Origin of the sequence: Brevibacillus laterosporus LMG 15441, assembly GCF_000219535.2 — a bacterium.
Lineage (GTDB): Bacteria > Bacillota > Bacilli > Brevibacillales > Brevibacillaceae > Brevibacillus_B > Brevibacillus_B halotolerans.
In genome coordinates, this window is record NZ_CP007806.1 from 166,177 (window position 1) to 179,174 (window position 12,998).

Below are 12,998 nucleotides of genomic sequence, written 5' to 3' on the forward strand. Positions count from 1 at the left end.
ACTAGAGAAGTTGATAATATATAACCTGTTGTTAAAGAGAATATTGTCATGCCGCAGACAGAGGGTGCAATGAACCGAATGGTAAGTTGCTTAATTTCCTTCCGAGGTGTGTACTATTAATAGATTAGCTCTGTTGATATGTGCCCTCGCGAACGTCTGCGAGGGCATTTTCAATTTACATTAGGAATGATTGCACGGGAGGTGTAACAAATGGCAGAAATTCGTCCAACTGTTATCCGTGAAGAGAAAGCACAAGTTATCAGCGAAATCGCTACTAAGTTACGCGAAAGCCAAACAACTGTAGTAGCTGACTATCGTGGTCTTACAGTTGCTCAGGTAACTGAACTTCGTAAACAATTGCGTGAAGCTGGCGTTGAATTTAAAGTATACAAAAATACTTTGGCTCGTTTAGCTACAGCTCAAGAAAACTTGAGCGATTTGGACCAATACCTTTTGGGACCAAACGTAATTGCTTTCTCCAAAGATGACGTGATTGCTCCTGCGAAGATCATCGCTGACTTCGCAAAGAAAAATGAAGCACTTGAAATCAAAGGTGGAGTTATTGAAGGTAAAGTAGTAGGCGATGCTGAAATCAAAGCACTTGCTGCACTACCATCTCGCGAAGGCTTGTTGTCTATGCTTCTCAGCGTACTACAAGCACCAGTTCGCAACTTCGCGCTTGCGGTTAAAGCTGTTTCCGAACAAAAAGAAGGCCAGGGTGCCTAATTCGTTATAAGAAAGATTGGAGGACAATAAAATGAATCATGAACAAATTTTAGAAGCTATTAAAGGTATGTCCGTTCTTGAATTGAACGATCTAGTAAAAGCAATCGAAGAAGAGTTTGGTGTAACTGCTGCAGCTCCTGTAGCTGTTATGGCTGGTGGCGCTGAAGCAGCTGCTGAGCAAACTGAGTTCACTGTTAACCTAGTTAGCGGCGGAGCTTCCAAAATCAACGTAATCAAAGTTGTTCGCGAAATCACTGGTCTTGGCTTGAAAGAAGCTAAAGACTTGGTAGATAACGCTCCTAAAGCTCTTAAAGAAGGCGTTTCTAAAGACGAAGCTGAAGGCATGAAAGCTAAGCTTGAAGAAGCAGGTGCAACTGTAGAAGTTAAGTAATTCTTCTACTGTCTATAGAGAAATCCCCCTTACCTATAAAGGTTGGGGGATTTCTGCTATCTAGGCTTATTTCATTTTAATGAATTGCTTGGGAAAGGAGGCAAGAGGATGAGTGATCATTATTACACAAACCGACCACAATCGGCACATGAGGAAGTTGAATTTGATTTTGAGCTGCGTGGAAAAACCTATCACTTTACTACCGATAGTGGTGTTTTTTCTCGGGAACGAATTGATTTTGGGAGCGTGCTCTTAATAGAAACCATGCAGTTTTCGGAACGTGCACGCGTTCTTGATGTAGGCTGTGGCTACGGTCCGATAGGTTTTGCAGCTGCATCGATAGCTAACAAGGGTCTCGTTACCATGATTGATATAAATGAACGAGCAGTAGCGCTTGCGAAACGGAATGCAGAGCGAAATGGTGTTTCCAATGTGGAGATTATGGCCAGTGACCTTTACGAACAAGTAGAGGGTAGAGAGTTTGATGTTATCTTAACCAATCCTCCCATCCGAGCTGGAAAAGAGACGGTGCATCACATTTTCACGGAAGGCTATAAGCTTTTAGCGCCTGATGGTGAGATGTGGGTTGTTATTCAAAAAAAGCAAGGCGCACCATCTGCAATTAAAAAATTAGAAGAATATTTTCGAGAGGTAGAAACTGTCGAAAAAAGCAAGGGTTATTTTATCATTCGAGCAAAAAAATGACCAAATCTCCTTGACGAGGCATTTGCCTTATGTTAACATTATAAAATGTCAATATGGGTTAAATGTCTAAACTGAGCGATTCCTGATTTGTCAATACCTTTTTATGCTGATTTTTTAGTGTTGAGGGTTAAAGCTGTAAAAGGTTGGGAATTCTTTTAGAATAGAGTTTTTTATCAAAAATGAGGTTAAATGGTTAACCCATTTTTATTTTTGTGTCTTCAGTGTCTGGTGTTATATTACTAGATGCTTTCCGTTTTCCTAAATATTAAGAGGGAAGACATGTTGCGGTCAACATCTAATAAAGGATGTTGCAACAAATAGTGAGGGGTGAATGAGTTGGCAGGTAAACTGGTCCAGAGCGGTAAGCACCGCCAGCGTCGCACGTATTCTCGAATCAACGAAGTACTGGGACTACCTAACCTAATCGAAATTCAGCAAAAATCCTACCAATGGTTTTTGGATACTGGTTTAAGAGAAATGTTCCAAGACATTTCGCCAATCCAAGACTTTACTGGTAATTTAGTGCTGGAGTTTATTGATTATAGTCTTGGTGAGCCTAAATACGGCGTAGACGAGTCGAAGGAACGTGATGTAACGTATGCTGCTCCATTGCGTGTTAAAGTACGTCTTCTAAACAAAGAGACGGGCGAAGTGAAGGAGCAAGAAGTCTTTATGGGAGATTTCCCACTGATGACAGAAACGGGTACCTTCATTATAAATGGAGCGGAGCGCGTTATTGTCAGTCAGCTCGTTCGTTCCCCTAGTGTTTACTATAACACTAAAATTGATAAGAACGGTAAACAGACTTTTAGCGCTACTGTTATTCCGAACCGTGGAGCATGGCTTGAACTTGAAACCGATGCGAAAGATATTATTTATGTGCGTATCGATCGTACTCGTAAAATTCCAGTTACAGTATTACTTCGTGCTTTAGGTTTTGGAACTGATAAAGATATTCTAGACCTGCTGGGTCATGACGAGAAATTCGTTAACAACACGCTTGAAAAAGATAACACCGATTCTACTGAGAAAGCTTTGATCGAAATCTATGAGCGTTTGCGTCCAGGTGAACCACCTACAGTAGAGAACGCGAAGAGCTTATTGATTTCTCGCTTCTTTGATCCAAAGCGCTATGATTTAGCATCAGTAGGTCGCTATAAAATGAACAAAAAGCTCCATATTAAAAACCGCCTATTCAACCAACGTCTTGCTGAGACGCTGATTGATAAATCAACAGGTGAAATCCTTGCAGAAGCAGGTCAAATTATTGACCGTCGTGTTATGGAAAAGATTCTTCCTATGTTGGAGGGTGGCGTAAACTATGTGGACGTACGTACACATGGTGGAGTTCTAGAAAATGAAACGATTACTCTTCAATCTATAGATATCTTTGATGAAGAAGGTAAAGTAGTTAAGGTTATCGGTAATGCGAATATCGATATGTCTGTAAAGCATATTACTCCAGCAGACATCGTTTCGGCAATTAACTATTTTATTAACCTACTGCATCGTGTAGGTACTACAGACGATATCGACCATTTGGGTAACCGTCGTCTGCGTTCTGTAGGTGAATTGTTACAGAACCAATTCCGTATCGGTCTTTCTCGTATGGAACGCGTGGTTCGTGAACGCATGTCCATTCAAGATCAAAATCAAATTACACCGCAGGCTTTGATTAACATCCGTCCTGTGATCGCGGCAATCAAAGAGTTCTTTGGTAGCTCCCAGCTTTCACAGTTCATGGATCAAACGAATCCGCTTGCTGAGTTAACACATAAACGCCGTTTGTCCGCATTAGGACCTGGTGGTTTGACGCGTGAACGCGCTGGTTTCGAAGTGCGAGACGTGCATCACTCTCACTATGGACGTATGTGTCCGATCGAGACTCCAGAGGGACCAAACATCGGTTTGATCAACTCCTTGTCTACGTTTGCTCGTATTAATGATTACGGCTTTATTGAAACACCTCGCCGTAAAATTAATCCTGAAACAGGCGTTGTGTTGTCTGAGATTGAATACCTGACTGCTGATGAAGAGGATGTATATAACGTAGCTCAGTCGAATCAGCCACTAGCTGAAGATGGCAGATTTGCTAACGAGATGGTTATTTGCCGCCGTAAAGGTGAAATCCTTAACGTTCCTCGCGATAAGGTAGACTTTATGGACATCTCTCCTAAGCAGGTTGTATCGGTTGCGACAGCGTTGATTCCGTTCCTTGAGAACGATGACGCCAACCGCGCCCTAATGGGATCAAACATGCAACGTCAGGCCGTTCCTTTGCTAATTCCTCAAGCTCCATTTGTAGGAACTGGTATGGAACATAAAGCAGCGCAAGACTCCGGTGTTGCGGTTGTTGCAAAATGGCCTGGAAAAGTAGAGCGTGTAACAGCTCGCGAAGTAACTGTTCGACGTTATATAGAGGTTGATGGCAAACAAGTTCTTGGAGACCTAGATAAATATAAAATGCACAAATTTATCCGTTCTAACCAAGGGACTTGCATTAACCAACGTCCGATTGTAATGCCTGGCGATATTATCGAAAAAGGCGATATTATCGGTGATGGTCCGTCCACTGAGAAGGGCGAATTGGCGCTTGGTCGCAACGTAATCGTAGCGTTTATGACTTGGGAAGGTTATAACTACGAGGATGCGATCTTGCTAAGTGAAAAACTGGTTAAAGATGACGTCTACACGTCCATTCATATTGAAGAATATGAATCAGAAGCACGTGATACGAAACTAGGACCAGAAGAGATTACACGCGATATTCCGAACGTAGGGGAAGAGGCGCTGAAGAATCTTGATGAACGTGGTATCATTCGCGTTGGTGCCGAAATCCGCGATGGCGATATCCTGGTTGGTAAAGTAACGCCTAAGGGTGTAACAGAGCTAACAGCAGAAGAGCGCCTATTGCATGCGATCTTCGGTGAAAAGGCACGCGAAGTTCGTGATACATCACTACGTGTACCACACGGTGGCTCCGGTATTATTGTTGATGTAAAAGTATTTACGCGCGACAATGGCGATGAATTGCCTCCAGGTGTTAATCAACTAGTGCGTGTATACATTGCTCAAAAACGTAAGATTTCCGTTGGGGATAAAATGGCCGGTCGACATGGTAACAAAGGGGTTATTGCCCGTATCATGCCGGAAGAAGATATGCCGTTCCTACCGGATGGTTCTCCAGTTGAGATCGTCTTGAATCCACTGGGTGTACCATCGCGTATGAACATCGGTCAGGTACTTGAAACACATTTAGGTATGGCTGCTAAATTGTTGGGTATTCACGTAGCGACTCCTGTTTTCGACGGTGCGCGTCAAGCCGATGTTCTTGATACACTCGAAGAAGCTGGATTAGACCGTGACGGTAAAACCCTCCTATACGATGGCCGTACAGGTGAATCATTTGATCGCCGTGTAACAGTAGGTTGCGTGTACATGCTGAAACTGGCTCACTTGGTTGACGATAAGATTCATGCTCGTTCAACTGGACCATACTCTCTTGTTACGCAACAACCATTGGGTGGTAAAGCCCAATTTGGTGGTCAGCGCTTCGGGGAGATGGAGGTATGGGCGCTTGAAGCATACGGTGCCGCATATACTCTGCAAGAGATCCTCACCGTTAAATCTGACGATGTTGTTGGTCGTGTTAAAACGTACGAAGCGATCGTTAAAGGTGAAAACGTACCAGAACCGGGCGTTCCAGAATCATTCAAAGTATTGATTAAAGAACTTCAAAGCTTAGGTATGGACGTAAAAATCCTCTCTGGTGACGAGCAGGAAATTGAAATGCGCGAAACCGATGATGAGGATGAAGGAACTGGAGAAAAGTTAAATCTCTTACCTGAAAGCATAGGCGCACAAGATGAGTAAGATTCCGGTACAAGAGGGAGGTAACGCCCTGTGATTGACGTCAATAATTTTGAATATATGAAGATTGGTTTAGCTTCTCCCGATAAGATCCGTTCGTGGTCTTTCGGGGAAGTTAAAAAACCTGAAACAATTAACTACCGTACCCTGAAGCCTGAGAAGGATGGTTTGTTCTGTGAGCGTATTTTCGGACCAACCAAGGATTGGGAATGTCATTGCGGTAAATACAAGCGCGTTCGTTATAAAGGTGTAGTCTGTGATCGATGCGGCGTTGAGGTAACTCGTGCAAAAGTGCGTCGTGAACGTATGGGACACATTGAGCTTGCTGCTCCTGTTTCCCACATCTGGTATTTCAAAGGTATCCCAAGCCGTATGGGTCTGGTACTGGATATGTCTCCACGTTCCCTTGAGGAAGTTATCTACTTCGCTTCTTATGTAGTAGTAGATGCCGGGGATACTCCTTTGGACAAAAAACAACTTTTGTCTGAAAAAGAATACCGTAACTATCGCGAGAAATATGGTCAATCCTTCCAAGCAGCAATGGGTGCTGAAGCAATTCGCCGTTTGCTAGCTGAAATTGATCTTGAAAAAGAAGTAAGTACATTGAAGGAAGATTTAAAAACCGTACAGGGTCAACGCCGTACTCGTGCGATTAAACGCCTAGAGGTGCTGGAAGCATTCCGTAACTCTGGTAATCGCCCTGATTGGATGGTACTTGACGTATTGCCTGTAATTCCTCCAGAATTGCGCCCGATGGTACAGTTGGATGGTGGACGCTTTGCGACATCTGACCTAAATGACTTGTATCGTCGTGTGATCAACCGTAACAACCGTCTAAAACGCCTGCTTGAACTTGGCGCGCCAGACATTATCGTACAAAACGAAAAACGTATGCTACAAGAAGCAGTGGATGCGTTGATTGATAACGGTCGTCGCGGACGTCCTGTTACTGGTCCTGGTAACCGTCCATTGAAATCCTTGAGTCATATGCTTAAAGGTAAGCAAGGTCGTTTCCGTCAAAACCTTTTGGGTAAACGTGTTGACTACTCTGGTCGTTCCGTTATCGTAGTAGGACCGAACCTTCGCATGTACCAATGCGGTCTGCCTAAGGAAATGGCGTTGGAACTGTTCAAGCCTTTCGTAATGAAGGAGCTTGTAGCAAAAGGCCTAGCTCATAACATTAAGAGTGCGAAACGTAAAGTTGAGCGTATACAACCTGAGGTATGGGACGTATTGGAAGAGGTAATCAAGGAACATCCTGTATTACTAAACCGCGCTCCTACCTTGCACCGTTTGGGTATTCAAGCATTTGAGCCAGTATTGGTTGAGGGACGTGCGATTCGTCTACATCCGCTCGTATGTACAGCTTATAACGCTGACTTTGACGGTGACCAAATGGCGGTTCACGTACCGTTGTCTGCGGAGGCACAAGCTGAAGCTCGTATCCTAATGCTTGCTGCTCAAAACATCTTGAACCCGAAAGATGGTAAACCAGTTGTTACACCTTCTCAGGATATGGTGCTTGGTTCTTACTATCTGACGCTGGAGCGTAGAGGAGATGTGGGTGAAGGTTCTATTTTCCGTGACCCTGCTGATGCGATTGCAGCTTATGAGAATGCATATATCACGCTGCAAACACGTATCCTTATTCCGGCTAATAGCTTGAGCAAAACTTCATTTACAGAAAAACAACAGAATGCATTGCTAGCAACTACTGTAGGTAAAGTAATCTTTAATGAAATTTTCCCTCCAGAGCTGCCATACATCAATGCTCCTACAAGAGACAACCTTCAGAACCAAGTTTCTGATGAGTACTTTATGTTTGAAAAAGGTCAGGATACTACTGCTTTTATTAAGAGCTTGAAGGATCCGGGTGCTGTTAAAAAAGGCTTCTTGGGAACAATCATTGCTGAATGCTTCCGTCGCTTTGGAACAACCATGACCTCTGAAATTCTTGATAAAATAAAAGAATTGGCATTTAAATACTCAACAAAAGCTGGTATTACGATAGCCGTTGCCGATATCGTAGTTCCATCTGAAAAACAATCCATTCTTAACAGTGCCGATGAGAAAGTAAATGCGGTAATGACGCAATTCCGTCGTGGTTTAATTACTGAAGACGAACGTTATGATCGTGTTATCTCCATCTGGTCAAAAGCTAAAGATGAAGTAACTGATGTTCTCATGAAATCCATGGATCAATTCAATGCGATTTACATGATGGCTAACTCCGGAGCCCGCGGTAACGTGTCCCAGATTACTCAGCTAGCTGGTATGCGTGGTCTGATGGCAAACCCGTCAGGTCGAATCATCGAGTTACCGATCAAATCCAACTTCCGTGAAGGTTTAACGGTATTGGAATACTTCATCTCTACGCATGGTGCGCGTAAAGGTTTGGCCGATACAGCCCTGCGTACTGCTGACTCAGGTTACTTAACTCGTCGTCTGGTAGACGTAGCGCAAGACGTTATCGTTCGTGAAGAAGATTGCGGAACAGATAAAGGTATTCGCGTAAGTGCTATTAAAGATGGTAAAGAAGAAATCGAAAAGCTGTCTGACCGATTAGAAGGTCGTACCTGCTTTGAAACTGTTCGTCATCCTGAAACAGGTGAGATCCTTGTTCATCGAAATGAGGAAATTACTGAGGAGATGGCTGAATTAATCGTTAAGCTTGGCATTCAAGACGTATACATTCGTAACGTCCTTGCTTGCCGCACAAGTCACGGGGTCTGCAAACGTTGCTATGGCCGTAACCTAGCAACAGGAGCAGAGGTAGAAATCGGTGAAGCAGTAGGTATTATTGCTGCACAATCTATCGGTGAACCAGGTACTCAGTTAACAATGCGTACGTTCCATACCGGTGGGGTAGCAGGGGACGATATCACGCAAGGTTTGCCGCGTATCCAAGAGTTGTTTGAAGCTCGTAACCCGAAAGGTCAAGCGGTTATTACCGAAATCGACTCAGAAGTGGTTAGCATCCGTGAAGATAAAGATAAACGCATCATCGAGGTTCGCGGTGAAGCAGAAAACAAAGAATACGCAGCGCCATACGGTGCACGTATCAAGGTATCTGTTGGCCAAAAACTTAATGCCGGTGATGAGTTAACAGAGGGTTCTGTAGACCCGAAAGAAATGCTGAAAGTACGCGGTCAGCGCGGTGTATCCAACTACATCCTGCAAGAGGTTCAGAAAGTTTACCGTATGCAAGGGGTAGAAATCAACGACAAGCACGTTGAGGTAATGATTCGTCAGATGCTTCGCAAGTTGCGCGTCATTGATAGTGGAGAAACTGATCTGTTGCCAGGTTCCTTCGTAGAGGTTCATGAATTTGAGCAAGCCAATGCGAAAGTGCTTATGTCTGGTAAGAGCCCAGCAGTTGGACGTCCAGTGTTGCTTGGTATCACAAAAGCTTCCTTGGAGACAGATTCCTTCTTGTCTGCAGCATCCTTCCAAGAAACAACACGTGTTCTTACAGATGCAGCGATTAAGGGTAAAGTAGATAAACTACTTGGATTGAAAGAGAACGTAATTATTGGTAAGCTGATCCCAGCTGGTACCGGTATGAACCGTTATCGCAACTCAAGACTCTTAAACCGCGAACAAGCAGAAGGTAACTCTGACGTACTAGAAACAGTATCAGTAGAATCCTAGTTTGCTATATTGATAAAGAGGCGTTTCCTCTCTGGGGAAACCGCCTCCTTATCAATTTAATAGAAAGTAATTTTTTATAGAATAATAGGTTGACTTCTATAAAAATAGCTGGTATGATACTTGAGTGTGCCTGATACTCAATTACTTTGGAGGATATGATCATCATGTCTTATGAAAAAGTAGAGTGGGCAAAGGAGTTAACGATCGGTATTAATCAGACCACCAAAGCGATCGAACACGGACTTATTGAGGAAGTGTTTCTGGCTAAGGATGCAGATAGACGTTTAATACAAAAGATCGCACTTCTATGTAAAGAAAAGGGTGTTCCCGTCAACTTTGTTGATTCCATGAAGCGCTTGGGTAAAGCGTGCGGAATACAGGTTGGGGCAGCCGCTTGTGCAATAAAAAAGAGTGGTTAAGTCATGTTTTTGTTGAAGAACGTTATGTTTTTCTAGCAAGAGCATCTTATTTTGCCCATATGTGATTCACCTGGATCTGTGGTCTTACAATAAAGAATGAGGAAGGAGGAAAAAGATCATGCCTACAATTAACCAATTAGTGCGCAAAGGTCGTAAAGATAAAGTCGTAAAGTCTAAGTCCCCAGCTCTACAAAAAGGGTACAACAGCTTTAAGAAATCTCAAACGAACCAAAGCTCGCCTCAAAAACGTGGTGTATGTACTCGTGTAGGTACAATGACACCTAAAAAACCGAACTCCGCGCTTCGTAAGTATGCTCGTGTACGTTTAACTAACGGAATCGAGGTTACAGCTTACATCGGAGGTATCGGTCACAACCTTCAAGAACATAGTGTTGTACTAGTTCGTGGTGGTCGTGTAAAAGACTTACCAGGGGTACGTTATCATATCGTACGTGGTGCGCTTGATACTGCCGGTGTTAACAACCGTATGCAATCTCGCTCCAAATATGGTACAAAACGTCCGAAGGCTGCAAAAAAATAATCACGTTGCGTGATTACATTATATTAACTCTAGGAAAAGGAGGGAAACTTGATGCCGCGTAAAGGTCCAGTTGCTCGACGCGACGTATTGCCAGATCCAATTCATAACAGCAAGTTGGTTACTCGTTTAATCAACCGTTTGATGTTGGATGGTAAGCGTGGAGTTGCGCAAAATATCCTATATAACTCGTTTGACATCATTCAAGAACGTACAGGACGCAACCCTATGGAAGTGTTCGAAGAAGCTCTTAAAAACATCATGCCTGTACTTGAGGTAAAAGCTCGCCGTGTAGGTGGTGCTAACTACCAAGTACCTATCGAGGTTAAACCTGAGCGTCGTACGACTCTTGGTCTTCGTTGGTTAGTTAACTACGCTCGTCTTCGTGGTGAAAAAACTATGGAACAGCGTTTGGCTAGCGAAATTATGGATGCAGCAAACAGTACTGGTGCAGCTGTTAAGAAACGTGAGGACACTCACAAAATGGCTGAAGCAAACAAAGCGTTTGCACACTATCGCTGGTAGAATGCAAAGGCGGGTATCCTTTAGATACCCGCATATTCTCACATATGAGTATGGAAGGAGCAATTCCTAAATGGCTCGCGAATTCTCTCTAGCGAATACGCGTAATATCGGTATCATGGCACACATCGATGCCGGTAAAACGACAACAACCGAGCGTATTCTTTTTTATACCGGTCGCGTTCACAAAATCGGTGAGACACACGAAGGTGCCGCAACGATGGACTGGATGGAACAAGAACAAGAGCGCGGTATCACAATCACTTCTGCTGCTACGACTGCTCAATGGAATGGTCACCGCATCAACATCATCGATACACCTGGGCACGTAGACTTCACAGTTGAGGTTGAACGTTCTCTGCGTGTACTTGATGGTACTGTTGCGGTTTTTGACGCGAAGGGCGGCGTAGAACCTCAGTCTGAGACTGTATGGCGCCAAGCAGACCGTTATGGTGTACCACGTGTTTGTTACGTAAACAAAATGGATATCATGGGTGCAAACTATGATATGTGTTTAGAACAAATTAAAGAGCGTCTAGGCGCTAACCCTGTAGCTATCCAATATCCAATTGGTGCGGAAGATAATTTCACAGGTATCGTTGACCTTGTTGAAATGAAAGCTCACATCTATGTAGATGACTTGGGTAAAACTTCTGAAACTACAGAGATTCCTGCTGAATTGAAAGAAAGATGCGAAGAACTTCGCATGCATCTTGTTGAAGCAGCTGCAGAACAAGACGAAGAATTAATGATGAAATACCTTGAAGGCGAAGAGTTAACGATTGAAGAAATCAAAGTTGCTCTACGTAAAGGTACTATCGCAGTTAATCTAGTTCCTGTTCTTTGTGGTTCTTCCTATAAAAACAAAGGTGTTCAATTGATGTTGGATGCAGTAGTTGACTACTTGCCAGCTCCAATTGACGTACCAGCTATCAAAGGTACTCTTCCTGATAGTGAAGAAGAAGTAGTTCGTGAATCCGATGACAATGGTCCGTTCTCTGCTCTTGCATTTAAGATCATGACTGACCCTTACGTTGGTAAACTTACATTCTTCCGTGTATACTCTGGTACACTAGCTTCCGGTTCTTACTTGCTGAACTCTACTAAGGGTAAACGCGAGCGTATCGGACGTATCCTACAAATGCACGCTAACCACCGTGAAGAAATCCCTATGGTTTACTCCGGTGACATTGCAGCGGCTGTAGGTTTGAAGGATACTACAACTGGGGATACATTGTGCGATGAGAAGTCGCCAGTTATCCTTGAGTCTATGGTATTCCCTGAGCCAGTTATCCACGTTGCTATTGAACCAAAATCCAAAGCAGACCAAGATAAGATGGGTATTGCCCTTTCTAAACTTTCTGAAGAGGATCCAACGTTCCGTACGCACACTGATGAAGAAACTGGACAAACCATCATCGGTGGTATGGGTGAGCTTCACCTAGATATCATCGTTGACCGTATGAGACGCGAATTCAAGGTAGAAGCTAACGTGGGTGCTCCACAAGTAGCTTACCGTGAAACATTCCGCGGATCTGCTAAGGTTGATGGTAAATTCGTACGCCAATCCGGTGGTCGTGGTCAATACGGTCACGTTGTGGTTGAGTTCTCTCCACTTGAGCCAGGTCAAGGCTTCATGTTTGAGAACAAAGTTGTTGGTGGTGCGGTTCCTCGTGAATACATCCCAGCAGCTCAAGCGGGTATCGAAGAATCTATGAAAAATGGTGTTCTTGCAGGATTCCCACTTGTAGACATTAAAGCTGTTCTTGTAGACGGTAGCTACCATGATGTAGACTCCTCTGAGATGGCGTTTAAAGTTGCAGGTTCCTTGGCACTTAAAGAAGCAGCTAAGAAGTGTGGAGCTGTTCTTCTTGAGCCAGTTATGAAAGTAGAAGTTACTGTACCTGAGGACTACATGGGTGACGTAATGGGTGACCTTAACTCTCGTCGTGGACGCATTGAAGGTATGGATGCTCGTGCAAACGCACAAGTTATCCGCGCAATGGTTCCACTTTCTGAGATGTTTGGTTACTCTACAGTACTACGTTCCCGTACACAAGGTCGCGGTCAGTACTCTATGCAAATCGACCACTACGAAGAAGTACCAAGAAATATTTCTGATGAAATCATCAAGAAGTCCAAAGGTGAATAATCAGTATCTATTTTTTGGGAATTT

The 12,998-nt window shown here is 43.7% G+C and carries 9 protein-coding genes and 1 other annotated feature; all 9 genes read left to right on the plus strand.

All coding sequences use genetic code 11. The features are described 5' to 3' along the window. The first annotated feature begins 33 nt into the window (after positions 1 to 33). Positions 34 to 182: a sequence feature (ribosomal protein L10 leader region), on the plus strand. A gap of 28 nt (positions 183 to 210) precedes the next feature. Continuing rightward, entirely contained in the window at positions 211 to 726 is a 516-nt protein-coding gene (gene rplJ / locus BRLA_RS00840; protein ID WP_003333810.1) for a 50S ribosomal protein L10, read from the plus strand. Positions 727 to 757: 31 nt separating this feature from the next. Next, complete coding sequence (gene rplL / locus BRLA_RS00845; protein WP_003333809.1) at positions 758 to 1,117, plus strand: 50S ribosomal protein L7/L12; 360 nt, start codon at positions 758 to 760, stop codon at positions 1,115 to 1,117. 108 nt (positions 1,118 to 1,225) lie between these two features. Then, a complete protein-coding gene (locus tag BRLA_RS00850; protein ID WP_003333807.1) occupies positions 1,226 to 1,822 on the plus strand; it encodes a class I SAM-dependent methyltransferase in 597 nt (198 codons plus the stop codon). Positions 1,823 to 2,158: 336 nt separating this feature from the next. Then, positions 2,159 to 5,695, plus strand: a complete 3,537-nt coding sequence (gene rpoB / locus BRLA_RS00855) for a DNA-directed RNA polymerase subunit beta (RefSeq protein ID WP_003333806.1) — start codon at positions 2,159 to 2,161, stop codon at positions 5,693 to 5,695. A gap of 30 nt (positions 5,696 to 5,725) precedes the next feature. Then, complete coding sequence (gene rpoC / locus BRLA_RS00860) at positions 5,726 to 9,343, plus strand: DNA-directed RNA polymerase subunit beta' (RefSeq protein ID WP_003333805.1); 3,618 nt, start codon at positions 5,726 to 5,728, stop codon at positions 9,341 to 9,343. Positions 9,344 to 9,507: 164 nt separating this feature from the next. Next, on the plus strand, positions 9,508 to 9,762 hold the full coding sequence (locus BRLA_RS00865; RefSeq protein ID WP_003333804.1) for a 50S ribosomal protein L7ae-like protein: 255 nt from the start codon (positions 9,508 to 9,510) through the stop codon (positions 9,760 to 9,762). A gap of 118 nt (positions 9,763 to 9,880) precedes the next feature. Beyond that, the gene (gene rpsL, locus BRLA_RS00870; protein WP_003333803.1) at positions 9,881 to 10,303 is read left to right on the plus strand and encodes a 30S ribosomal protein S12; all 423 of its coding nucleotides are present in this window, start codon (positions 9,881 to 9,883) and stop codon (positions 10,301 to 10,303) included. Positions 10,304 to 10,354: 51 nt separating this feature from the next. Further along, the gene (gene rpsG / locus BRLA_RS00875; RefSeq protein WP_003333802.1) at positions 10,355 to 10,825 is read left to right on the plus strand and encodes a 30S ribosomal protein S7; all 471 of its coding nucleotides are present in this window, start codon (positions 10,355 to 10,357) and stop codon (positions 10,823 to 10,825) included. Between the two features lie 70 nt (positions 10,826 to 10,895). Continuing rightward, the gene (gene fusA, locus BRLA_RS00880) at positions 10,896 to 12,974 is read left to right on the plus strand and encodes an elongation factor G (RefSeq protein WP_003333800.1); all 2,079 of its coding nucleotides are present in this window, start codon (positions 10,896 to 10,898) and stop codon (positions 12,972 to 12,974) included. Positions 12,975 to 12,998: the final 24 nt, after the last annotated feature.

Coding starts and splice junctions, on each gene's coding strand:
- rplJ (WP_003333810.1), top strand. CDS start 211: ATGGCAGAAATTCGTCCAACTGTTATCCGTGAAGAGAAAGCACAAGTT.
- rplL (WP_003333809.1), top strand. CDS start 758: ATGAATCATGAACAAATTTTAGAAGCTATTAAAGGTATGTCCGTTCTT.
- BRLA_RS00850 (WP_003333807.1), top strand. CDS start 1,226: ATGAGTGATCATTATTACACAAACCGACCACAATCGGCACATGAGGAA.
- BRLA_RS00865 (WP_003333804.1), top strand. CDS start 9,508: ATGTCTTATGAAAAAGTAGAGTGGGCAAAGGAGTTAACGATCGGTATT.
- rpsL (WP_003333803.1), top strand. CDS start 9,881: ATGCCTACAATTAACCAATTAGTGCGCAAAGGTCGTAAAGATAAAGTC.
- rpsG (WP_003333802.1), top strand. CDS start 10,355: ATGCCGCGTAAAGGTCCAGTTGCTCGACGCGACGTATTGCCAGATCCA.
- fusA (WP_003333800.1), top strand. CDS start 10,896: ATGGCTCGCGAATTCTCTCTAGCGAATACGCGTAATATCGGTATCATG.